This window comes from Gordonia jinhuaensis, from assembly GCF_014639795.1.
GTDB lineage: Bacteria > Actinomycetota > Actinomycetes > Mycobacteriales > Mycobacteriaceae > Gordonia_B > Gordonia_B jinhuaensis.
The window spans coordinates 46,173-69,681 of sequence record NZ_BMGC01000005.1; the positions used below are offsets into that span (position 1 = coordinate 46,173).

20 protein-coding genes are annotated in these 23,509 nt (G+C 67.8%); 4 read left to right on the top strand and 16 right to left on the bottom strand.

From position 1 onward, the window contains the following. Position 1: 1 nt before the first annotated feature. Genes cobM through IEW22_RS05180 form a run of 3 tightly spaced genes read right to left on the bottom strand, consistent with a single transcriptional unit; the run spans position 2 to position 2,753 of the window. The gene (gene cobM, locus IEW22_RS05170) at positions 2–772 is read right to left on the bottom strand and encodes a precorrin-4 C(11)-methyltransferase (protein WP_188585542.1); all 771 of its coding nucleotides are present in this window, start codon (positions 770–772) and stop codon (positions 2–4) included. Beyond that, the gene (cbiE, locus tag IEW22_RS05175) at positions 769–1,983 is read right to left on the bottom strand and encodes a precorrin-6y C5,15-methyltransferase (decarboxylating) subunit CbiE (protein ID WP_188585543.1); all 1,215 of its coding nucleotides are present in this window, start codon (positions 1,981–1,983) and stop codon (positions 769–771) included. Before cbiE ends, cobM begins: the two co-directional genes overlap by 4 nt. After that, complete coding sequence (locus IEW22_RS05180) at positions 1,980–2,753, bottom strand: SDR family NAD(P)-dependent oxidoreductase (RefSeq protein ID WP_188585544.1); 774 nt, start codon at positions 2,751–2,753, stop codon at positions 1,980–1,982. Before IEW22_RS05180 ends, cbiE begins: the two co-directional genes overlap by 4 nt. Positions 2,754–2,789: 36 nt before the next feature. Between IEW22_RS05180 and IEW22_RS05185 the strand changes: the two genes are divergently transcribed. Then, positions 2,790–3,194 (top strand): TIGR03618 family F420-dependent PPOX class oxidoreductase, encoded by a 405-nt coding sequence (locus IEW22_RS05185; protein WP_188585545.1) that lies wholly within the window; start codon positions 2,790–2,792, stop codon positions 3,192–3,194. 71 nt (positions 3,195–3,265) lie between these two features. On the opposite strand, the gene IEW22_RS05190 is transcribed toward IEW22_RS05185, so the two are convergent. Continuing rightward, on the bottom strand, positions 3,266–4,381 hold the full coding sequence (locus IEW22_RS05190; protein ID WP_188585546.1) for a M24 family metallopeptidase: 1,116 nt from the start codon (positions 4,379–4,381) through the stop codon (positions 3,266–3,268). 202 nt (positions 4,382–4,583) lie between these two features. Between IEW22_RS05190 and IEW22_RS05195 the strand changes: the two genes are divergently transcribed. After that, complete coding sequence (locus IEW22_RS05195; RefSeq protein ID WP_188585658.1) at positions 4,584–5,507, top strand: 5'-3' exonuclease; 924 nt, start codon at positions 4,584–4,586, stop codon at positions 5,505–5,507. A gap of 62 nt (positions 5,508–5,569) precedes the next feature. On the opposite strand, the gene IEW22_RS05200 is transcribed toward IEW22_RS05195, so the two are convergent. The 11 genes from IEW22_RS05200 to dop all read right to left on the bottom strand — a co-directional run bounded on the left by IEW22_RS05200 (position 5,570) and on the right by dop (position 18,133). Beyond that, the gene (locus IEW22_RS05200) at positions 5,570–6,532 is read right to left on the bottom strand and encodes a DUF4333 domain-containing protein (RefSeq protein ID WP_188585547.1); all 963 of its coding nucleotides are present in this window, start codon (positions 6,530–6,532) and stop codon (positions 5,570–5,572) included. Positions 6,533–6,689: 157 nt separating this feature from the next. Then, a complete protein-coding gene (locus IEW22_RS05210) occupies positions 6,690–9,584 on the bottom strand; it encodes a DEAD/DEAH box helicase (protein ID WP_229742210.1) in 2,895 nt (964 codons plus the stop codon). Positions 9,585–9,618: 34 nt separating this feature from the next. After that, complete coding sequence (gene tatC, locus IEW22_RS05215; protein WP_188585548.1) at positions 9,619–10,620, bottom strand: twin-arginine translocase subunit TatC; 1,002 nt, start codon at positions 10,618–10,620, stop codon at positions 9,619–9,621. A gap of 135 nt (positions 10,621–10,755) precedes the next feature. Continuing rightward, positions 10,756–11,019: a Sec-independent protein translocase subunit TatA gene (gene tatA, locus IEW22_RS05220; protein WP_188585549.1), complete on the bottom strand. Its 264-nt coding sequence runs from the start codon at positions 11,017–11,019 to the stop codon at positions 10,756–10,758. Between the two features lie 59 nt (positions 11,020–11,078). Further along, positions 11,079–12,110, bottom strand: coding sequence for a helix-turn-helix transcriptional regulator (locus tag IEW22_RS05225; RefSeq protein WP_188585550.1), 1,032 nt, complete (start codon positions 12,108–12,110; stop codon positions 11,079–11,081). After that, entirely contained in the window at positions 12,107–13,147 is a 1,041-nt protein-coding gene (locus IEW22_RS05230; protein WP_188585660.1) for a helix-turn-helix transcriptional regulator, read from the bottom strand. The genes IEW22_RS05225 and IEW22_RS05230 overlap by 4 nt, the downstream gene beginning before the upstream one ends. 68 nt (positions 13,148–13,215) lie before the next feature. Continuing rightward, entirely contained in the window at positions 13,216–14,574 is a 1,359-nt protein-coding gene (gene pafA, locus IEW22_RS05235; RefSeq protein WP_188585551.1) for a Pup--protein ligase, read from the bottom strand. A 77-nt stretch (positions 14,575–14,651) separates the two neighbouring features. After that, positions 14,652–15,434, bottom strand: a complete 783-nt coding sequence (gene prcA, locus IEW22_RS05240) for a proteasome subunit alpha (protein ID WP_188585552.1) — start codon at positions 15,432–15,434, stop codon at positions 14,652–14,654. After that, positions 15,431–16,267: a proteasome subunit beta gene (gene prcB / locus IEW22_RS05245; RefSeq protein ID WP_229742199.1), complete on the bottom strand. Its 837-nt coding sequence runs from the start codon at positions 16,265–16,267 to the stop codon at positions 15,431–15,433. The genes prcA and prcB overlap by 4 nt, the downstream gene beginning before the upstream one ends. After that, positions 16,264–16,455, bottom strand: a complete 192-nt coding sequence (locus IEW22_RS05250) for a ubiquitin-like protein Pup (RefSeq protein WP_188585553.1) — start codon at positions 16,453–16,455, stop codon at positions 16,264–16,266. Before IEW22_RS05250 ends, prcB begins: the two co-directional genes overlap by 4 nt. A 178-nt stretch (positions 16,456–16,633) precedes the next feature. Beyond that, the gene (gene dop / locus IEW22_RS05255; RefSeq protein ID WP_188585554.1) at positions 16,634–18,133 is read right to left on the bottom strand and encodes a depupylase/deamidase Dop; all 1,500 of its coding nucleotides are present in this window, start codon (positions 18,131–18,133) and stop codon (positions 16,634–16,636) included. Positions 18,134–18,293: 160 nt separating this feature from the next. Here dop and glgP point away from each other — a divergent pair, with 160 nt between their 5' ends. Continuing rightward, complete coding sequence (gene glgP, locus IEW22_RS05260) at positions 18,294–20,909, top strand: alpha-glucan family phosphorylase (RefSeq protein WP_188585555.1); 2,616 nt, start codon at positions 18,294–18,296, stop codon at positions 20,907–20,909. Between the two features lie 149 nt (positions 20,910–21,058). Further along, the gene (locus IEW22_RS05265; protein ID WP_188585662.1) at positions 21,059–21,589 is read left to right on the top strand and encodes an NUDIX domain-containing protein; all 531 of its coding nucleotides are present in this window, start codon (positions 21,059–21,061) and stop codon (positions 21,587–21,589) included. Positions 21,590–21,594: 5 nt separating this feature from the next. Here IEW22_RS05265 and arc read toward each other — a convergent pair whose 3' ends face one another. After that, positions 21,595–23,400 carry a proteasome ATPase gene (gene arc / locus IEW22_RS05270; RefSeq protein ID WP_188585556.1) on the bottom strand — a complete coding sequence of 602 codons (1,806 nt, stop codon included), beginning with the start codon at positions 23,398–23,400 and terminating at the stop codon, positions 21,595–21,597. Positions 23,401–23,509: the final 109 nt, after the last annotated feature.

A 23,509-nucleotide genomic window follows, 5' to 3' on the forward strand; every position in this document is an offset into this window, starting at 1 on the left:
GTCAGTGCCGATCGCCGGATTCGGCGCGTAGCTTCGTCATCCGCGCCTGGGAGTACAGATAGCTGTCGGAGAACTCCCCGGCCGCCAGCACCCGGCCGACGAAGATCACTGCGGTGCGCACGATCCCGGCAGCTTGCATCTGGGCGGGCAACTGCGCGAGCGTGGTCGAGATGATCCGCTCGTCGTCACGACTGGCGAAGGCGACGACGGCCGCGGGGCAGTCCGCCCCGTAGACGGGTTCGAGATCGGCGACGATCTCGCTGACACGGTGGGCCGCCAGATGTAGCGCCAGCGTGACCCCGGTGGCGGCCAGCGATGCGAGGTCCTCGCCGGCGGGCATCGCCGTGGACAGCGTGGACACGCGGGTGATGAGCAGCGACTGTCCGACGGACGGCACGGTGAGCTCGGTGCCCAATGCGGCTGCCGCAGCGGCGAATGCGGGTACCCCCGGGACGATCTGATAGTCGATGCCCAGCCTGCTCAGCTCCCGGATCTGCTCGGCGACAGCCGAATACAGTGACGGATCGCCGGAATGCAGACGTGCGACGTCGTCGCCGCGCGCCTGGGCGTCGCGCATGTGGGCGATGATCTGCGCGAGCGGCATGCGTGCGGTGTCGATGAGGACCGCATCGGTCGGACACCGGGAGAGCATCGCCTCGGGGACGAGCGATCCGGCGTACAGGCATGTGCGACACCGCGACAGCAGGTCGGCACCGCGCAGCGTGATCAGATCGGGTGCACCCGGGCCCGCGCCGATGAAGTAGACCGTCACGCGGGCTCACCCGGTTTGGTGGCCACCCATTGGACGATCGGCCGGTTCGGTCGCCAGCCGCGCATCGCCCCCAGGGGTGCGAGCTCGGAGGTCTCCAGCCGCAGCAGCGAGCCGCCGACCCGGTGCTGCCAGTCGACGAGAACCGACTCCGACTCCACCGTCACCGCGTTCGCGACGCAGATGCCACCGGGCAGCAGCGCCGCCCAGCAGGCGGCGACGACCCCGGCGTCGGACAACCCGCCGCCGATGAACACCGTGTCGGGATCGGGTGCGGTCTCCAGCGCCTCGGGTGCGGTCGCAGCGACTGTCAGTCGGGAGCCGACACCGTGGCGGCGGGCGTTGCCGGCGATGACGTCTCGACGATTCGGATCGGACTCGAAAACGATCGCGCGCCCGCCCGGCGCCAGCTGAAGCCATTCGATGGCGATGCTGCCCGATCCCCCACCGACATCCCACAGCAACTGACGGGGAGCCGGACGCAGCATGCTGACGGTGAGAGCGCGGATCGGCTTCTTGGTGAGTTGACCGTCGTTGACGTACTCGTCGTCGTCACGGCCCGGGGCAGTGCTGCGGGCGGGGCCGACACAGCTGACCGAGATGACCGACAGCGCCGGTGTGGTGGCCACCCCCCAGTCCCGGGCGAGGATGGCGTCGGTGAGCTGTTCGTCGTCGGCGCCGAGGTCGCTGAGGACCCGCATCGGCGACCAGCCGAACCCCAGTGCGGTGAGGGTCTGGGCCACGTCGCCGGCGGAGTCGCCGTCGCGGGCGAGGATCAACAGCTCGACACCGTCGCTGCAGACACCCGCGAGTGCCTCCGCGGGGCCAGTCACCAGGCTGACGACGCGGGCGGACGACAGATCCACTCCGAGGCGCGCCGCGGCCAACGACACCGACGAGACATGTGGGATGACCGTGACGTTCTCGGGGCCCGCCGCAGCGGCGATCCGGGCACCCACGCCGTGGAACATCGGGTCGCCGCTGGCCAGCACATGGGTGCGGCCGACGGGAGGATCGGCGAGCAATCGGCGCAGGTGTTCGCTCATCGGTGATCGCCACGCGACGAGGTCGGCGTCGGTTCCGGTGAGTCCGGACAGCTGGCGGGCCGATCCGTAGATCGTTGTCGCCGAGGCCAACTCGGCTCTGACAGCATCGGTGAGGCCGGCCGTTCCGTCGGCCCCGATGCCGACGACGACGAATCGATGGTCGCTCATCGGGGCAGACGCCGCCACAACGACTGCGGGACCATCCGCATGACCGCGAACACCGGTCGCAGCACGCCCGGAATCCACACGATGTGCTTGCCGCGGTGCAACGCCGAGACCACCGCATCGGCCACCTGCGGAGCAGTTCTCGACAGCGGGGCCGGTCGGGTGCCCGAGGCCATCAGATCGGCGGTCATATGCCCGACCACGAACCCGGGGCGCGCGAGGAGCAGGTGAACACCGCTGCCGTACAGGGCGTCCGAGAGGCCGGTCGAGAAGCCGTCGAGTCCCGCCTTGGTGGATCCGTAGACGTAGTTGCCGCGTCGGACGCGTACTCCGGCCACCGAGGAGAACACGATGATGGCGCCGCTCGCCTGCTCCCGCAGGCAGTTGGCCAGGGTGGTCAGGACACTGACCTGACCGACGTAGTCGGTCTGCACGATCTGCAGCGCGTGGTGCGCGTCGCGTTCGGCGCGCTTCTGGCCCCCGAGGATGCCGAAGGCGAGGATCGCGACCCCGATCGGGCCGTGCTCACGCGCGATCGACGTGACCAGATCGGGGTGGGTGGCGGTGTCGTCGGCGTCGAACTCGATCGTCGCGACCGACGTGGCGCCGGCATCGAGCAGTTGCCGACGCTGCGCGTCGAGGTTGTCGGCGTGCCGGGCCGCGAGCACCACGGGTTTGCCCGAAACCAGTCGGACGGCGACCTCCAGCCCGATCTCGCTGCGGCCGCCGAAAACGACGATCGATCCCTCGGTGTCTGGTCGTGCGCCCGGCATGGCGACCAGTATCCCACCCGCGCCTACGCTGGTCTGATGCCACGCCGCCCCGCCGCACTGACCGCCCGCTGCCTGGACTTTCTCACCGAGCGCCACCTCGCGACGCTGGCGACGACGCGCGCCGACGGCACGGTGCACGTGGTGGCCGTGGGCTTCACCTACGACGCGGCGACGGCGACCGCGCGGGTGATCACCGCCGACGGCTCGCAGAAGGTCCGCAACGCCGAGCGGGGCGGATACGCCGCGCTGACCCAGATCGACGGGCCGCGATGGCTGACGCTGGAGGGCGTGGCCATCGTGCGCCGGACGCCGGCGGCGGTGCGCGACGCCGAGCGACGCTATGCCGTGCGCTACCGCATCCCCCGACCGAATCCGGCGCGCGTGGTCATCGAGGTGCAGGTGTCACGGGTGCTGGGTTCGCGCTCCCTGTTCGAGGAGTGACTGTTCGAGGAGTGTGACTGTTCCGGGAAAGAGCGGCGACGACCGATGCGTTCGCCCGACGGCTGCGCCGCTCAGACCGAACGCAGTTCGTGGGGTTGGGTGTTCATCGGCTCGCCGCCGTCGGCGGTCACCACGACGATGTCCTCGATGCGTGCACCCCAGCTGCCCGGAAAGTAGATGCCCGGTTCCACGCTGAACGCCATCCCCTCGCGCAGGACCTGATCGGAGCCGCCGACGATGTAGGGCTCCTCGTGAACAGACAGACCGATGCCGTGGCCGGTGCGGTGGATGAAGTAGTCGCCGTAGCCGGCTTCGGTGATGACCGAGCGTGCGGCCGCGTCGATCTCACCGGCGGTCGCACCGGGACGGATGGCATCCACGGCGGCCTGCTGGGCCCGCTGCAGCACCGCGTAGACATCGGTCACCTCCGAGGGCGCGGAACCCACCACATAGGTGCGGGTGCTGTCGGAGTTGTAGCCCGGCTCCACGGGTCCGCCGATGTCGACCACCACCACGTCGCCCTCGTCGATCACCCGGTCACTGACCTCGTGATGCGGATCGGCGCCGTTGGGACCGGAGCCGACGATGATGAAATCGGCGACGGTGTGGCCCTCGGCGACGATCGCGGCGTCGATGTCGGCGGCCACCTCGCGTTCGGTCCGGCCCGCCTTCAGCCAGTCGCCGACCCGGGCGTGCACACGATCGATCGCCGCACCGGCGCGCCGCAGGGCCTCGATCTCGTCGGCGTCCTTGACCATCCGCATCTCGCGCAGGACCACCGTTGCCAGCTCGGGCGGGACGCCGATCCGGTGGGTGAACGGCACCGAGTGCAAGGCCGGCATCGCGTCGACCACGGCGAAGCGGTTGATGGTTCCGAGCCCGTCGAGTGCCAGCGCATACGGGTCGTCTCCGTCGACCCAGTCGATCATGTCGACTCCCAGATCACCGAGCGCCGAGGACCGCAGCGCGGCCAACTCCATCTTCGGCACCACCACCCGCGGGCGGCCCTGGGCCGGGATCACCAGCACGGTCAGTCGCTCGAAGGTCTCGGCCCGAGAACCGGTGAGATAGCGGAAGTCCGGGCCGGTGGTGACGAACAGCGCGTCGAGGCCGGCCTGTCCGGCGAGATCGGCCGCCCGCGCGAGCCGGGAACCGTACACAACAGAATCGAATCGCCCCTCACTCATGGACCCAACCCTACGACCCGATCGTTCGGTCGGGGCGTCGAGGCCGATCGCATGCGGTGGGATCGCGCAGGTGACCTCGCACAGGTGACCTCGTGCAGTGCGATCGCGCACCGGGGTCGAACGCCCGGTGTCGGCGTGTGTCGAACGGCGTGTCTGGCAAGCTCGCCTCATGACCGCCGCGCATGCGAATGAGGGACCGTTGTTGCTCCTGGACGGAGCGGGCCTGTGGTTCCGCGCATTCCATGCCCTTCCGGAGAAGATGACCGCCCCCGACGGGCGACCGGTGAACGCGGTGCGCGGCTTCATCGACATGGTCGCCGCCCTCATCGAACGTGAACGACCCGCTCGGCTGGTGGTGTGTCTGGACAACGACTGGCGGCCGGCGTTCCGCACCGAGCTGATCCCCTCCTACAAGGCGCACCGAGTGGCCGCCGACGACCGGTCGGGAACCGTCGAGGAGGTCCCCGACACGTTGTCGCCGCAGGTCGAGCTGATCATCTCGTTGCTCGACGCGATCGGGCTGACCAGCGCGGGGGCCGACGGGTTCGAGGCCGACGACGTGATCGGGACGCTTGCCTTCGAGGAACACGAGCGTCCGGTGGTGGTGGTCAGCGGCGACCGCGACCTGTTGCAGGTGGTTGCCGACGACCCGGTGCCCGTCCGGGTGCTCTATGTGGGCCGCGGACTGGCGAAGGCGAAACTCTACGGTCCCGACGAGGTGGCCGAGGACTACGGCGTCCCGCGACAGCGCGCGGGATCGGCATATGCAGAGATGGCGATCCTGCGCGGTGACCCGTCCGACGGGTTGCCGGGGGTCAGCGGCATCGGCGAGAAGACCGCGGCGCGACTGCTCACCGAGTTCGGTGACCTGGACACGATCGAGAGCGCCGCGCGCCGAGCAGATCCGCAGATGACCACCCGGGTGGCGTCGGCGATCACCGGATCCGCCGACTATCTGGCCGCCGCCCGGGACGTGGTGTTCGTGCGCACCGACACCGACCCGGTCAGCTCCGGCGACGGCAGTCTGCCGTCAAGCGCGGCCGATCCGGGCACACTCGAGACACTCATGACCGAATTGGGTGTCGGATCGTCGGTCGGGAGACTCACCCGAGCTCTCGGCTGGTGAGGCTGCGCTTAATCGAACACGCTCGGATCGAACACGGTCGGTGAAGTCGTGTTCGGGAAGGCCTACTTGGGTGTGGGCTCGCCGACCTCGTAGCGGCCGTCGTCGCTGACCACCCGGATCGGTACCGACACCTGGGTACCGTCGATGACCGCGCTGCAACTGAATGTGGTGCCCGACTTCACTTTCTGCCCCGAGGGGCAGGAGACGGCCGTGACGTTGTCGACCTGATAGGACGACGTGAGGATGTCGGACACCCCCCGCTGAACCGCCGTGTTGTCGAGTGTCTTCGTCACTGCGAATCCGGGCACCACGAACGCGGTCACGAGCAGTACGACGAGTACGACGACGAGGACGCCGCCGCCGATCAGCAGGTTGCGCCGGCGCGTCCCGCCGGAGCCCTGTGCGGTGCTCTGGGGAGACGTGCCGTCGGGGTACTGAGCGGGTTGGCCGGGGTACTGAGTGGATTGGCCGGGGTGGTGCGGCTGTCCGTATGCGGGTTGCTGATCGTAGGACTGCTGACCGTAACCGGACTGGTCACCGTAGGTCGGATAACCCGGCTGGCCGGGTTGTCCCTGCGGTGTGTAGGCGGGTTGCCCGTAGGACTGTTGCGGGTATCCCGACTGCTGCCCGTAGGACTGCTGCCCGTAGGACTGCTGGTTGTAGGACTGTTCGCCGTAGGACTGTTGTGAGTATCCCGACTGTCCGTATCCCTCGGGTTGTCCCTGCTGACCGTACGGTTGTTGCCCGTACTCCTGCGGCTGTTGCGGGTCCCCCGGCTGCCCGTAGGGTTGCTGGCCGTAGGACTGTTGCGGGTACCCCGACTGCCCGTACCCCTGTTGCCCGTAGGGCTGTTGCGCGTAACCCTGCTGCGGGTACCCCTGCTGTTCATACCCCGGGGCGGGATACTGCTGTCCCTGCTGCGGATAGCCGCCGGGCTGTTGTCCCTGGTGGCCGCGCGCCGGGTCTCCGCCGTCCTGTTGACGATCGTCCCCGCCGGAGGAGGGCGGATTCTGCGGAGTGTTCATCGAGTCCCTTCGTCAACAGCGCCCTCGTCAGTGGCACCTCGTCACCGAGTCTGCGTCAGCGTGGCCGAGCGAGCCTCACTGCGTTCGCGGTGCCCCGAATCTACCGCACCGGTCACCCGTCGAAGAGGATCTGTCGGTCGCAGCGCCGACGTCGGGTTCACCCCAGTTCGGCGGCCACAACCCCACGTCGAATTCCGTTGACGGCCTTGCGCGCGGCCGTGCGCAGTGGACTGCCGGGGGCTGCGGTGAGCCGGATCTGTTCGAGGAGATCGACCACCTGCCTGCTCCACCGGACGAAGTCGCCGGCGGGCAGCGGTTTGCCGCGATCGCCGGCCAATGCCAGGACTTCGGCCAGCGGCCGCCCCGAGGCCCACGCGTAAGCAGCTGTGGAGAACCCGGCGTCGGGTTCTCGCGTCGACGAGACCGAATGACGTGCTTCCACCTTGGCGAGGTCACGCCAACGGCGATGGGTCTGTACGAGTGCCTCACGCAGCACCGGGTTGCGTGTGACGAGCTCAGGGCCACCGAAGGCGTCGCGACGTGACTCGTAGACGACGGCGGCGACGACTCCGGCGAGCTCGGGCGCGGCCAGGTCGTTCCATATCCCGCTGCGAATGCACTCGCAGATCAGCAGGTCCGACTCGCTGTAGATGCGCGTGAGCATCCGTCCGGCGTCGGTGATGCCGGGCCCGTCGGGACGTGTGGAGGTGTCGGCGTCATCGAACTCGCCCTCATCGAACTCGCCCTCATCGAACTCGCTGTCATCGGGGTCGCGGCCGTCCTGCGCCGCGAGATCATCGATCGCACGGTCGTGAGTCGAGAGATCCGGAGTCGATCGGCTGGGTTCATCCCCACCGGACTCGCCGATGTAGCCCAGTTCGTCGAGTACCGCGACGATGCGGTCGAAATCGACCCGCAGTCCGTCGGTGCGGTCGGTCACGCTGCGTTCGAGCGCACTGATCTCGCGCTGGAGCCGGTTACGTCGTTCGGCCAGCCGGAACAGCTCATCGTTTCCGCGCAGCGAGTGCAGCCGGTGCGCGCGCAGACGAGAGCGCAGTGTGAGCAGCTGGTGATCTTCGGCCGCCACCGAGCGCTTCTTCTGACGGCCGCGGGGGACCTCGATTCCGGTCGATCGCAGTGCGGAGGCGATGTCGCGCCGGCCTCGACCGGTGCGCCTGTCGACATGACGTGCCAGGCGCATATGTCCCAGGACCTCGGGGGGATTGACGAAGTCGCGCACACCGATCCGCCCGCTCCACGCATCGGTGGTCAACACCAGTGGCTTCGGGTCACGATGATCGCCGGCCGGTTCGAGCACCACCGCCAGCCCGCGGTGCTTACCGCCGTGCAGCGCGATGACGTGACCTCGTTTGAGGGCGTTGAGCTCCTCGACGGTCGCCGCACCCGACTCCGCGCGCACCTCGTATTTGAGTTCCCGTTCGCGGCGCTTGATCTGCTCGCGCAGGTCCATGTACTCGGTGAAGTCGCGCACCGACACCCCGCGCTCGTCGGCGAGGGTGGCCAATTCGGTGTCGAGTGCCCGCAGCCGGGCGCGTTCGGCGTCGACCTTGCGGGACTGCCCCACGACCGAGCGGTCGGCCTGGAACTGCGCGAACGAACGGTCGAGGAGGTTGCGGGCACCGTCGATGCCGAGACGTCCGATCAGGTTGACGGCCATGTTGTAGCCCGGCGCGAATGAGCTGCGCAGGGGGAAGGTGCGTGCACCGGCAAGTCCGGCGACCTGATTGGGTTCGACCTCCGGGGACCACACCACCACCGCGTGACCCTCGACGTCGATGCCGCGGCGGCCGGCGCGTCCGGTCAGCTGCGTGTACTCCCCCGGCGTCAGATCGACGTGTGCCTCGCCGTTGTACTTGACCAGTCGTTCGAGCACCACCGAGCGGGCGGGCATGTTGATACCGAGGGCCAGCGTCTCGGTGGCGAACACGACCTTGACCAGTCCGCGCACGAACAGCTCTTCCACGGCATGCCGGAACGTGGGGAGCATGCCCGCATGGTGGGCGGCGAAACCGCGACGCAGCGCCGACCGCCACGCGGCCACCCCGAGCACGTCTTCGTCGGCCGTCGAGAACTCCGCGACATAGTCGTCGACCACACGATCGACCTCAGCCGCCTCGTCGGCGCTGAGGAGATTGAGTCCCGAACGGCGGCACTGGGTCAGTGCGGCGTCGCAACCCGCGCGCGAGAAGATGAAGTCGATCGCCGGGAGCAGACCCGCACGTTCGAGAGCTGCGACGATGTCGGGCCGCGACGGCGGTCCCGGTCGGCCGCGGTAGCCGTGGCCGGTGTCGATGGCGGCGCGCTGGCGGATATAGCGGGACAGGGCGGGGTTGACGCCCGATCGTCCGCGGTTGTCGGCAGAGGGTGCGTACAGGTCGAACAACCGCGAACCGACCAGCATGTGCTGCGAGAGTGGAACCGGCCGGTGCTCGTCGACCACGACGGTGGTGTCGCCGCGGACGGTCTGGATCCATTCGCCGAATTCCTCGGCGTTGCTCACTGTCGCCGAGAGGCTCACGACCTTCACCTCGGGAGCCAGGTGCAAGATCACCTCCTCCCAGACCGCGCCACGGAACCTGTCGGCCAGGTAGTGGACCTCATCCATCACCACGTGGGAAAGGCCCTGCAGCGCTGGTGAATTGGCATAGAGCATGTTGCGGACCACCTCGGTGGTCATCACCACCACCGGCGCGTCGGGGTTGATCGAGCTGTCGCCGGTGAGCAGACCGATGTTCTCGCGGCCGTGTACGGCCACCAGATCGGCGTACTTCTGGTTGCTCAGCGCCTTGATCGGTGTGGTGTAGAAGCATTTGGTCCCGCCCTCGAGGGCGAGGTGTACAGCGAACTCGCCCACGATGGTCTTGCCGGCGCCGGTCGGAGCGCAGACCAGGACGCCGTGACCGTTCTCCAGCGCCGAACACGCCCGCAACTGGAAGGGGTCGAGTCCGAACGAGAGGCGGTCGAGGAATCGGGTGAGTTCCGGGTAGTCGGCCGGTTCCAGAGGTGAATCGGCGTCGGAGGCCGCGGACATCGGCGTCGCGGCCACGGGCGTGGAGTCGGTCCGGTCAGAGGATGTCATCGAACCGAGTGTGCACTCCCCCAGCCGAGTTGGAGTCGCGCGCGGGGGTGTCGGCGCGTGCGTCGTGGATCGCCGACGCGCTCACCGGGCCGCTGACCCCGACCGTCTGCGGCGTGTAATCGAGTGGACTGGCCTCGTCGTCGGCCACGTCGGCCCACGCGGCAGCGGGATCGCGCCGCGCCTTACGACGGTCGTGGATACGGGTGAACTGGACCGCGAACTCGAACAGCACCGTCAGAGCGCACGACAGGGCGAGCATGGTGAACGGATCCGAGCCGGGGGTGACGACGGCGGCGAACACGAACAGGCCGAAGATCAGACCGCGCCGCCACCTCTTGAGCTGTGCGTAGTGCAGCACGCCGATCAGGTTCAACGCGACCACCAGCAGCGGCAGCTCGAAGCTGACCCCGAAGATGATCAGCAGATGGATCATGAACCCGAAGTACTGATTGCCCTCGAGTGCGGTGACCTGGACGTTGTCGCCGACGGTCAACAGGAAGTGGAACGCCTTGGCGACCACCAGGTAGGCGAGCACCGCGCCCGTGACGAACAGCACCGCGGCGGTCGTCACGAACGAGATCGCGTAGCGCCGCTCGTTCTGGTGCAGACCCGGCGTGATGAACTGCCACAGCTGATACAGCCAGATCGGGCAGGCCAGAACGATGCCGGCGGTGACCGCGACCTTGAGCCGCAGCATGAACTGGTCGAACGGGCCGGTGGCCAGCAGTCGGCATTCATCCGAGTGCGTGAAGCTCGCCCGCGCCGAGTCCGGCAGCGAACAGTAGGGCCGGCGCAGCAGCTCGCCGAGGGAATCGATGCCCAGGAATCCGTAGGAGTACCAGATGAACCCGAGGATGGTGGTCAACACGATGCCCGCGATCGCGATCAGCAGGCGGGTACGCAGCTCGTAGAGGTGCTCGATCAACGACATCGTGCCGTCGGGATTGAGCTTGCGCCTACGCTGACGTGGGTCTAGAGGGATTCGCACCTTGTCGTCGGCTTCTGGTCACTGTCACACCGCGTCGATCTGGGCTGATCGACGATGGGTGTGAGCATCGCGGGAAAACGTTTGCCATCACGTCACCGCACCACGACCAGTCGGTCGCGGTGCGGTGATCGTGAGTCAAGCGGACTTGCGCTCGGTCTCGTGGTCGGCGACCGGCGGCGTGGCGTCCGACGCGGCCGGGATCTGACGAGGTGCTTCGGTGGGTGCGGCCGTATCGGCCGAATCCTTCGAACCCTCGTGCTGCATCTCCTTGACCTCACTCTTGAAGATGCGCATCGACCGGCCGAGACCGCGAGCAGCATCAGGCAGCTTCTTGGAGCCGAACAGCACCACGAAGACGACCACGACAAGAATGATGTGCCACGGCTGAATTGCGCCCATCGTTTCCTTCCCTCCCACTGGATCCGCGGTAGATGCTACCGCGGTATACACAGATGAGCCTATCGGTACTGGGCCACTGCGTCGACAGATCGACGGGTGACGGTGGCCGCTATGTCCGGATCATCGATCACCCGGATACGGCCGCCGAAGCCCAGGAGGAAGCGGATGAACCACTCGGTGGAGCCGTAGGTGATCATTGCGCGCACCGGAGCGGAGTCGTCAGACCCGCTTGCGGCCGGGTCGAGCAGCTCGATCATGTAGTGGTCGAGAACCCAGATCTCACCGCGGTCGATCTCGATGGTCGCCGTCGGGAATGCATCGGAGGTGCCGGTCAACAGACCGAGACTGTCCGCGGCGGCCGCCTCGACCGGCACGGCCGCCGGTTCGTCGAGGACTTGCGCATCCTCGATGCGGTCGAGGCGGAACAGCCGGACGTCTTCACTCGATCGACACCAGGCCTCCAGATAGGCGGCCGAGTCGACGACCTGGATCCGGATCGGGTCGACCACGCGCTCCCCCACCGAGTCACGCGAGGCCGAGTAGTAGGACATGTGCAGCGCCCGCGAGGTCCGCACGGCGTCGCGGACGACCTGCGCCGTCGGCGATTCGTCGTCGCGGGCATCGCGCTGCCCGGCTGAGGTCCCCGACCCTGCCGATCCTGACCCTGCCGATCCTGAACCCGCCGACCCTGGTTCGGCGGCGGACCCCGGGGAGGCGGCAGGCAGGGTTCCCAGCGCGGCCTCGAGTTTGGCGATCGCGCGAGTGGTGGCGGCCTTGTCGACGGCACCGCCGGACGCCGCGAGCACCTGCAATGCGGTGAGCAGCACCGCTGCCTCTCGTGGCGTCGGCCGCAGGGGTCGCTCGATACCCGCCGAGAAGACGATGCTGACACCGGAGTCGCCGTATTCGAGGTCGATCAGCTCGCCCGGTCCGTAACCGGGCAGGCCGCACATCCAGAGCAGTTGCAGGTCTTTTTGCACCTGTGCCGGCGAGGTGGCCAGATCGCGTGCGGCCTGCTCGGTCGATGCTCCGGGATGTGCGAGGAAGTACGGCACGGTGGCCAGCATGCGGTTGAGTCGTGACACGCTCATGACCGCGCCCCCTCGGTCGAGGCCCGGTGATCGGGGCCGGTGGGGTCATCCGGGCTGTGCGGCCAGCCCGCGACGCCCACCGCGGACGACTCGGCCAGTCGGGTGAGGCCGTCGACCACGGCAGCGCGCAGCTCCGGCGGGTCGAGGACCACGGCGTCGGCACCGGCGGACAGCACCAGGCGGGTCAGGCCGTGCAGCGACTCGATCTCGAGTTCGAGGTTGTCGCCGTCGCGACCGGCGATGGAGTTGGGGGTGCACGACACCGCGGCCCGGCGAAGGCCCGCTGCGCGTCCCTCGGCCACCCAGATGGTGGCGGTTCCCCGCACGGACGGCGTGTCTGCCCAGTTCACGGCATCAGCGACGATGGCGCTGAGGTCGATGTCGGCGGGGATGGAGACCTCGCCGGCGGCACCGACGGTCTGCACCTGTCCGACGATGCGCGAGAGTCGGAACGTGCGGGTGGCATCGCGGTCCCGATCGTGACCGACCACATACCAGCGACCCTTGTTCGTGACCACTCCCCACGGTTCGAGTGTGCGTGTGGTGACCGATGTTCCCGACCGGTGGTCGAACCGCACCGCGGCGCGGTTCTCGATGGCGTCGAACAGCGCCTGCAGGGTCTGCTCGGAGCCGACCGACCGCGGAGCGGCTGCCGAGAGCAGCGTGTCGGAGTCGGTGTCGACCTCGATCCCTCCGGCGCGCAGCTTGATCAGCGCGCTCTGCGACGCGGTCGACAGTTCCGGTGAGGTCCACAGGGAGGTCGCGATGGCGACTGCCGCAGCCTCGTCCCGATCGAGTTCGATCGGCGGCAGCGCATAGGCCTCCGGAGAGATCCGGTAGCCATCGATGGTGGAGTACCGCGATGTGCGACCGGTCTCGACCGGAATCCCCAGTGCCCGTAGTTCGTTCTTGTCGCGCTCGAACATCCGGTTGAACGACTCGACGGTCTTCGAGTCGTTGTAGCCCTGCACGGTGGAGCGGATCTTCTCGGCAGGGATGAACTGACGCGTGGAGAGCAGGCAGATGACCAGGTTCATCAGCCGTTCTTCCTTGGGGGTTTTCGTCGCCACCGGCTAAGAGTAATGCGTAGCCGAAGGCGGGCTGATCACATACTCGCGATGAGCCGATCGACCCTCTCGTCGACGTTGCGGAACGGGTCCTTGCACAACACCGTGCGCTGTGCCTGATCGTTGAGTTTGAGGTGGACCCAGTCGACGGTGAAGTCACGTCCGGCCTTCTGCGCCGCGGAGATGAAGTCGCCGCGCAGCTTCGCGCGGGTGGTCTGCGGCGGCTCGTTGACCGCCTCGGCGATCGCGGCGTCGGTGGTGACGCGGGTGATCAGACCCTTGCGGGAGAGCAGATCGAAGATGCCCCGACCACGTTTGATGTCGTGGTAAGCGAGGTCGAGCTGGGCGATCTTGGGGTCGGACAGATCCATGTCGTATTTGTCGATGTACCGCTGGAACAGCTTGCGCTTGATGACCCAGTCGATCTCGGTGTCGACCTTGGAGAAGTCCTGCGATTCGACCGCATCCAGCACGCGTCCCCACAGGTCTACGACGAATTCGATCTCCGGATCCGGCGCGCGATTGCGCAGGTGCTCGACAGCCCGCGAGTGGTACTCCCGCTGGATGTCGAGTGCGGTGGCCTGGCGTCCGCCGGCGAGGCGCACAGGTCGGCGGCCGGTGAGGTCGTGGCTGACCTCGCGGATCGCGCGGATCGGGTTGTCCAGAGCGAAATCACGGAAGGACACGCCGGCCTCGATCATCTCCAACACCAGCGCGGCCGACCCGACCTTGAGCATCGTGGTGGCCTCGGACATGTTGGAGTCGCCGACGATCACGTGGAGGCGACGGTACTTCTCGGCGTCGGCATGCGGCTCGTCGCGGGTGTTGATGATCGGACGCGACCGGGTGGTGGCCGAGGAGACACCCTCCCAAATGTGCTCGGCGCGCTGGGACAGCGTGTAGGTAGCAGCCTTGGGCGTCTGCAGGACCTTGCCCGCGCCGCAGATCAGCTGGCGGGTGACCAGGAACGGCAGAAGTACGTCGGAGATGCGGGAGAACTCCCCCGCGCGCACCACCAGGTAGTTCTCGTGGCACCCGTAGGAGTTGCCCGCCGAGTCGGTGTTGTTCTTGAACAGGTAGATGTCGCCGCCGATACCCTCATCGGCGAGTCGCCGTTCGGCGTCGATGAGGAGGTCCTCGAGAACCAGCTCGCCGGCGCGATCGTGGTTGATCAGTTGCACGAGGCTGTCGCACTCGGCGGTGGCGTATTCCGGATGCGAGCCCACGTCGAGGTACAGACGCCCACCGTTCTGCAAGAACACGTTTGACGAGCGACCCCACGACACCACCCGGCGGAAAAGGTAGCGGGCGACCTCATCTGGGCTCAGGCGCCGGTGTCCGTGGAAAGTGCACGTCACACCGAACTCGGTCTCGATTCCCAGTATTCGTCGCTGCACCTCATCCACACTACCGCCGTGTGGCCGGGCCGGTGGTCCGCCGCGCGTGAGCGCGTGTCCGGGCACCGGCCCGGTGCTCAGCTGGCGCCGGACTCGCCGTCGGTGCCTGCGTCCGCGTCGGCCGCATCGGCTTCCGCGGCGGGAGGGGGCAACAATGCCTCCAGTGCCGCGCCGGTGATCCGACGGAAGGCGCGTCGCGGCCGGTTGCGGTCGAGCGTGGCGACCTCGAGGTCGGAGACGTCGAGCACCCGCGGCTCGGAGTGCGATCCGCCGCTCGAGGACTGTTGCGGCGCACCGAGGGCGCTCACCGCCCACCCCAGTGCCGTCTCGAGATCGGCGTCGGCAGTGTAGGACTCGTTCATCGCGGCGTTGGCGGCGTCGTTCGAGCCGCCGATGACCAGGAACCGCTTCTCGTCGACGATCGATCCGTCGTAGGTGATGCGGTACAGCTGCGACGGTCCGGGTTTACCCGGCTTGCTGACCTCGGCGACGCACAATTCCACCTCGAACGGCTTGGGCTGTTCGGTGAAGACCGCGCCGAGGGTGTTCGCGTAGGCGTTGGCCAGCGACAGGCCGTTGACGTCGGCGCGGTCATAGCTGTACCCGCGCATGTCGGCGTGCTGGATACCCGCCTTGCGCAGCGTCTCGTACTCGTTGTACTTGCCGACCGCGGCGAAGCCGATGCGGTCGTAGATCTCACTGACCTTGCGCAGCGCGTTGGACGGATTCTCCGCCACGAACAGGACGCCGTCGGCGTAGGTCACCACCACGACGCTGCGGCCGCGGGCGATGCCCTTGCGCGCGAGATCGGAGCGATCCCGCATGATCTGTTCGGCGCTGGCGTAATACGGGAAGGTCATCGTGCATCCCCCTCGTGTTCGGCGGCGCGGCGCTCGACCACCGCGCGCGCGGCGGCCTCGATCGACTCCGGCGAAACCTCCTGTGCGCCATCGGCACCCACGATCACCGCGGTCGGGAAGATCTTGCGGACGATGTCGGGTCCACCGGTCGCCGAGTCATCGTCGGCCGCGTCGTAGAGCGCTTCCACCGCGATGGCCAGTGCCGAATCGGCGTCGAGGTCGTAGCGGAAGAGCTTCTTCAGCGACGACTTGGCGAACACCGATCCCGAACCGATCGACGTGTACCCGCCGAACTCCTCATGCCGGTCGCCGGCCACGTCGAAGGAGAAGATGCGTCCGCGTTCATCGGGGCTGTCGTGGTCGATGTCGTAGCCCACGAGCAGCGGGATCGCCGCAAGCCCCTGCATCGCCGCGCCGAGGTTGTTGCGCACCATCGCGGCCAGGCGGGTGACCTTGCCGTCGAGCGTCAGCGGGACGCCCTCGATCTTCTCGTAGTGTTCGAGTTCGACGGCGAAGAGCCGAACCATCTCGATGGCGATGCCCGCGGTCCCCGCGATGCCCGCCGCCGAGTAGTCATCGGTGACATACACCTTCTTGACGTCGCGGGTGGCGATGAGATTGCCCATCGTGGCCCGGCGATCACCTGCGAGCACGACGCCACCCGGGAAGCTCACGGCGACGATCGTGGTGCCGTGCGGGGCGATGTCACCACCGGTGCTCATGGCACCGGCAGCGCTGATCCTGTTGCCGGGCAACAGCTCCGGCGAGTGGACCCGCAGGTAATCGGAGAAGGATGAGATGTCGCGGCCGAGGGATTCGATCCGGTCGCTCACTGTCCGCCTTTCTGCACGTATGCGCGCACGAAGTCCTCTGCGTTCTCCTCCAACACGTCATCGATCTCATCGAGCAGATCGTCGGTGTCGTCGGTCAGCTTTTCGCGCCGCTCCTGGCCGGCCGCCTCGGCACCGGTCTCGTTGTCGTCGTCACCGCCACCTGAGCGCGTGGTCTGTTCCTGCGCCATAGCCGCCTCCTCGAGAAGCACACGCGTCCGGTCGTTTCCGGACTCGTTCGTAAAAACACCCTACCTGTGTGCGAGCCGCCGAGATGGCCAACGTGCCGAGCCGAGCCCGACTTCGACACGCCGGATCCGCGGCGTGTCCATCTCGGGTGTTTCGGTCATGCCGCGGCCCACGGGGCCGTCAGTTGGTGAGTTCGTCGACCAGTTCTGCGGCCGAGTCCACCGAGTCCAGGAGCTTTCCCACATGCGACTTGCTGCCGCGCAGCGGTTCGAGGGTGGGGATGCGGACCAGCGATTCACCGCCCAGATCGAAGATCACCGAGTCCCAGCTCGCCGCGGCGATGTCGGCGCCGAAGCGGCGCAGGCACTCACCGCGGAAATAGGCGCGGGTGTTGGTGGGCGGTGTGGTGATCGCCTCGGTCACCGCGGCCTCGTCGACCAGTCGCTTCATCGAACCCCGCGCCACCAGGCGGTTGTAGAGCCCCTTGTCGAGTCGTACGTCGGAATACTGCAGGTCGACCAGATGCAGGCGCGGAGCCGACCAGGCCAGACCCTCGCGGTTGCGGAAGCCCTCCAGCAGCCGCAGCTTGGCCGGCCAGTCGAGAATGTCGGCGCACTCCATCGGGTCGCGTTCGAGCTTGTCGAGCACGTCGGCCCAGGTGTCGAGGACGTCGATGGCCCGTGCGTCATCGGGGTCGCGTTCGGCCTGCAGCGCCGCGCAGCGCTCGTGGTAGATCCGTTGCAACGCCAGACCGGTCATCTCGCGACCGTCGGCGAGTGCCACCGTGGTGGTCAGCGTGGGGTCGTGGGAGATCGTGTGGACCGCTTGCACCGGCCGGGCGAGCTCGAGGTCGGACAGATCGACGCCCCCTTCGATCAGGTCGAGGACCAGCGAGGTGGTGCCGACCTTGAGGTAGGTGGCCGTCTCGGCGAGGTTGGCATCACCCAGGATCACGTGGAGTCGGCGATAGCGCTCGGGGTCGGCATGCGGCTCGTCGCGGGTGTTGATGATGCCGCGTTTGAGCGTGGTCTCCAGGCCGACCTCGACCTCGATGTAATCCGCACGTTGGGACAGCTGGAATCCGGGCTCGTCGCCGGACTGTCCGATACCCACCCGACCCGACCCACAGAACACCTGGCGGGAGGCGAAGAACGGGGTCAGTCCGGTGATCACCGCGGTGAACGGTGTCGAGCGCGCCATCAGGTAGTTCTCGTGGGTGCCGTACGAGGCCCCCTTGTTGTCGATGTTGTTCTTGTAGAGCTGCAGGCGCGGGGCTCCCGGCACGCTGGCGACGTGGCGTGCGGCCGCCTCCATCACCCGCTCGCCGGCCTTGTCCCAGATCACCGCGTCGAGGGGGTCGGTCACCTCGGGCGCCGAGTACTCGGGGTGGGCGTGGTCGACGTAGAGGCGCGCGCCGTTGGTGAGGATCATGTTCGCCGCACCCACCTCGTCGGCGTCGATCACCGGCGCGGGACCCGAGCTGCGCCCCAGATCGAATCCACGCGCGTCGCGCAACGGCGACTCGACCTCGTAATCCCAGCGCGTGCGCTTGGCCCGGGGCACGCCGGCCGCCGCCGCATAGGCCAGCACGGCCTGTGTGGACGTCATGATCGGGTTGGCCGTCGGATCCCCAGGCGCAGAGATCCCGTATTCGACCTCGGTGCCGATGATTCGTTGCATGGATAAAGCCTAGGCGCCCGTGGCTGCGGGGGGCGTGCACCGCCCTGTCGCCGGCGGCGACGGCCCCGCGGCGAGACCCCGACCACAGCGGGTGTGAACACTTGGTGTCGTGACCCCGCCGGGGCTCGCAGGCGCGATCGATCGGGGTTAGTTTTCATCCGTGAAACCTCTGAGGCAGTTCACCGTTCGCGCCACGCTCCCCGACTCGCTGTCGGCGCTGACCACCCTTGCCAACAACCTGCGGTGGTCGTGGGACACCCCGACCCAGCGGTTGTTCGAGTCGATGGATCCGGCCGCCTGGGCGTCGTCGGGAAACGACCCGATCAGGATGCTCGGCGAGATCTCGGGATCACGCCTGGCCGAACTCGCTGCCGACGACAACTTCCGCGCGCGGCTCGACGCCTGCGCTGCCGACCTCGACGACTACCTCTCGCGCGACCAGTGGCTGCAGCACGAACAGGCCGCCGGGATGCCCGAGATCCCCGGGATCGCCTACTTCTCGATGGAGTTCGGCATCTCCGAGGTTCTGCCCATCTACTCCGGCGGGCTGGGCATCCTCGCGGGCGATCACCTGAAATCAGCGTCGGAACTCGGCCTGCCGCTGGTCGGTGTGGGGTTGCTCTACCGCAACGGCTACTTTCACCAGTCGCTCAACGCCGACGGCTGGCAGGTGGAGCGCTACCCGACCGCCGACCCGCAGGGGCTGCCGCTGACCCAGCTCACCGAACCGTCGGGCGCCCCGGTGACCGTCACCGTCTCGATGCCCGACCACCGCACGTTGCGTGCCACCGTGTGGATCGCGCAGGTGGGCCGTATCCCGCTGCTGCTGCTGGATTCCAACCTCCCGGAGAACGACACCGAGCTGCGGACGGTCACCGACCGGCTCTACGGCGGCGACCAGGACCACCGGATCAAACAGGAGATCCTTCTCGGCGTCGGCGGCGTGCGCGCGGTCCGTCGGTTCACTGCGCTCACCGGCGCCGCAGAGCCGACGGTCTTCCACATGAACGAGGGCCACGGCGGCTTCCTGGGCATCGAGCGGATCCGCGAACTCGTGGCACGCCCCACCAACCCGCTGACCTTCGCCGAGGCAGTGACGGCGGTTCGGTCGGGCACGGTGTTCACCACCCACACCCCCGTCCCGGCCGGCATCGACCGCTTCCCCGACGATCTCGTGCGCTACTACCTCGGCGACGACGCGGGCCGCTCGACGCTGTTCCCAGGTCTCGGGGTCGCCGACGTGGTGGATCTGGGCCGCGAACAGACCCCGGGGGTGTTCAACATGGCCCATCTGGGCCTGCGGCTGGCCCAGCGCAGCAACGGCGTATCCCAGCTGCACGGGGCGGTCAGTCGCGAGATGTTCGCCGACCTGTGGCCGGGTTTCGAGCCCGACGAGGTACCCATCGGCTCGGTGACCAACGGCGTGCACGGGCGCACCTGGATCTCGCCGGCGTGGCGGGAGGCCGCGGCTGCCGCCGGTGCCGACGTGGCGCCCGACAGCGATTCGGCGCAGATGCTGGTGTCGCTGAAGAACGTGTCCGACGACCACCTGTGGGCCACGCGCAACATGCTGCGTGCCGAGCTGGTGTCGCTGGTGCGCGACCGGGTGCGCCGATCCGGACTCGAACGCGGCTTCAGTGAAGCCGAACTGTCGTGGACCGAGGAGGTCTTCGACCCCGACATCCTGACGATCGGCTTCGCCCGTCGCGCCGCGACCTACAAGCGACTGACGCTGATGTTGCGCGATCCCGACCGGCTCAAGAAGCTGCTCCTCGACCCCGAACGACCCATTCAGCTCGTGGTGGCGGGCAAGGCGCATCCCGCCGACAACGGCGGCAAGTCGCTGATCCAGCAGATGGTCAGGTTCGCCGACGACCCGCAGTTGCGCACCCGGATGGTTTTCCTCCCCGACTACGACATCTCGATGGCGCGGTACCTCTACCACGGGTGTGACGTATGGCTGAACAACCCGCTGCGTCCGATGGAGGCCTGCGGTACCTCGGGGATGAAGTCGGCGATCAACGGGGGACTGAACCTGTCGATCCTCGACGGCTGGTGGGATGAGATGGCCGACGGTGACGACGGCTGGGCGATCCCGACCGCCGACGGTGTGGCCGACGAGAACCGTCGCGACGACCTCGAAGCCGCTGCGCTCTACCGTCTTCTCGAGGAGTCGGTGGTCCCCGGTTTCTACGACCGCACCGCCGGCGACCCGCCCGGACGCTGGATGGAGATGGTGCGCCACACCCTGTCGGTGCTGGGCCCCAAGATCCTGGCCACCCGCATGGTCCGCGACTACACCGAGGCGATGTACGTCCCGGCGTCGCAGTCGTATCAGACGATCCGGGCCGACGACTACGCCGCAGCGCGCACACTCGCCGACTACACCGGACGGGTGCGCCGGGCCTGGCCGTCTGTGCGCATCGCCGAGGTCGACAGCACGGGCCTGCCCGACGTGCCGGTGATGTCGTCGAAGCTGACGCTGACCGCCCACGTGCGTCTGGGCGATCTGGCGCCCTCGGATGTGCGGGTGCAGGCGGTGCTCGGTCGCGTCGAGGACGACACGCTGTCGCCGGTGTCGACCGCCGACATGGTCGCGCTGACCGATCCGGGCGAGGCCGACGGCGCCATCGAGGGCGAGACGTTGTTCCGCGCAGTGATCGAACTGCCCACCGCGGGACGTCTGGGCTACACCGTCCGGGTGCTGCCGCACAACGACCTGCTCGCCTCCGACGCCGATCTGGGGCTGGTGCGGCTGCCTGAGGGCATGCAGTAGCTCGTAGTCTGTGGTGCGTGCACGAGCCCTCAGACAACCCGACTGATGCCCGACCGGTCGACCCGACGGATGTCCGACCGGTCGACCCGACGGATGCTCGACCGGTCGACCCGACCGCTGCCGACCCGGTCCCCTCGACCGCCGACGAGCTGGTCGCCGTGTTCGATCCGGAGGGCCATGCGATCGGCGCGGCGCCCAGGGGTGAGGTCTACGCGCGCGGTCTCTGGCACGGCAGCGCCGGAGTGCTGGTGCGTTCGACCGATCGCACACGCGTGTACGTCCATCGTCGTACCGACACCAAGTCGGTCTTCCCCGGCGTGCACGACTGTTTGGCCGGCGGGGTGATCGACGCCGGCGAAGAACCCGCACAGACCGCGCGGCGTGAGCTTGCCGAGGAACTCGGGATCAGCAGGGTGGACCTCACCCCGTTCGGGCAGACCCGGTGGGAGGGCCGCAGCGGTGACGCGCTGGTGCGGTGCCACCTGTTCGGCTTCGAGGCGTTCTACGACGGACCGATCCGCCACCAGCCCAGCGAGGTCGCCGACGGCTGGTGGTGGACCGAGGATGTTCTGCGCGACCACCTCGCCGACCCGTCGTGGCCCTTCGTTCCGGACAGCCGCGCCCTGCTCGACGAGTGGCGTGCTCGTCGAGCAGGGCGTGCGAGAACCACGCGGGGCTGAAACTCCTACAGGTACTGGCCGGTGTTGGTCTCGGTGTCGATGGCGCGGTTGGCACCGGAGCTCTTGCCGGTGACCAGCGTGCGGATGTAGACGATCCGCTCGCCCTTCTTGCCGGAGATCCTCGCCCAGTCGTCGGGGTTGGTGGTGTTCGGCAGATCCTCGTTCTCGGCGAACTCGTCGAGAATCGAGTCGAAGAGGTGCTGCACACGCAGACCCGGTGCCCCTGTCTCGAGCTGCGACTTGATCGCGTACTTCTTCGCGCGGTCGACCACGTTCTGGATCATCGCGCCGGAGTTGAAGTCCTTGAAGTACATGACCTCCTTGTCGCCGTTGGCGTAGGTCACCTCCAGGAACCGGTTCTCGTCGCTCTCGGCGTACATCCGCTCGACCACACGCTCGATCATCGCCGAGACGCAGGCGTCACGATTGCCGCCGAACTCGGCGATGTCGTCAGCGTGCACCGGCAGCTGGGTGGTCAGGTACTTCGAGAAGATGTCAATGGCCGATTCGGCATCGGGCCGTTCGATCTTGATCTTCACGTCCAGACGACCGGGCCGCAGGATCGCGGGGTCGATCATGTCCTCGCGGTTGGACGCGCCGATGACGATCACGTTCTCGAGGCCCTCGACACCGTCGATCTCGCTGAGCAGCTGGGGCACGACGGTGGTCTCGACGTCCGAGGACACGCCCGAACCGCGGGTGCGGAAGATCGAGTCCATCTCGTCGAAGAAGACGATCACCGGGGTTCCCTCGGACGCCTTCTCCCGTGCGCGCTGGAAGATCAACCGGATGTGGCGTTCGGTCTCACCGACGAACTTGTTGAGCAGCTCGGGGCCCTTGATGTTGAGGAAGTACGACTTGGCCTCATGTGCGTCGTCGCCGCGGGCCAGGGCGATCTTCTTGGCCAGTGAGTTGGCCACAGCCTTGGCGATCAGTGTCTTACCGCAACCGGGAGGGCCGTAGAGCAGCACACCCTTCGGGGGACGCAGCGCATAGTCACGGAACAGATCCTTGTGCAGGAACGGCAGTTCCACGGCGTCGCGGATCTGCTCGATCTGGCGTCCGAGGCCACCGATGTCCTCATACCCCACATCGGGCACCTCTTCGAGGACGAGATCTTCGACCTCGGCCTTGGGTACCCGCTCGAAGGCGAAGCCGGCCTTGGTGTCGATCAGCAGCGAGTCGCCCGGACGCAGCAGACGTTTGCCGGTCTCGCCGTCGATCTCACCGGTCAGCGGCTCGGCGAGCCACACCACGCGCTCCTCGTCGGCGTGGCCGACCACCAATGCGCGTTCGCCGTCGGCGAGAACCTCACGCAGCGTGCTGATCTCACCGACCGAGTCGTAGTCACCGGCCTCGACGATCGTCAGGGCCTCGTTGAGCCGCAGCGACTGTCCGCGGCGCAGTGTCTCGACGTCGATGTTCGGCGAGCAGGTCAGGCGCATCTTGCGACCGGAGGTGAACACGTCGACGGTGCCGTCGTCGTACACCCCGAGCAATACGCCGTAGCCGCTCGGCGGCTGACCGAGGCGATCGACCTCCTCGCGCAGGGCGATCAGTTGCTGGCGCGCCTCTTTGAGGGTTTCGAGAAGTTTCGCGTTACGCGCGGTGAGGCTCTCGACACGTGACTGCAGATCGTCGTCGTCGGGGCGACCGAACGGATTCGGCGATCCGGTGTCGGGTCGCGGCCGACGGCCGGGCGAGGTGACTGCGTCTCGGGAGTCGACCCCGTCCGAGTACGACCCGGCGGAGCGGGTCTGTGGTTCCTGGGATTCGCGGCCGTATTCATCGTGCGGACTGGACTCGGTCATTGCTGACTCCTCTCGCCGGCGGTCTGACGTACGCACCGTCGCACGGCACGTATCCGCCGATGTGTCCACGCTACCGGCGGATCGCGAAAAGTGCTTCGTGCCTCGCGAT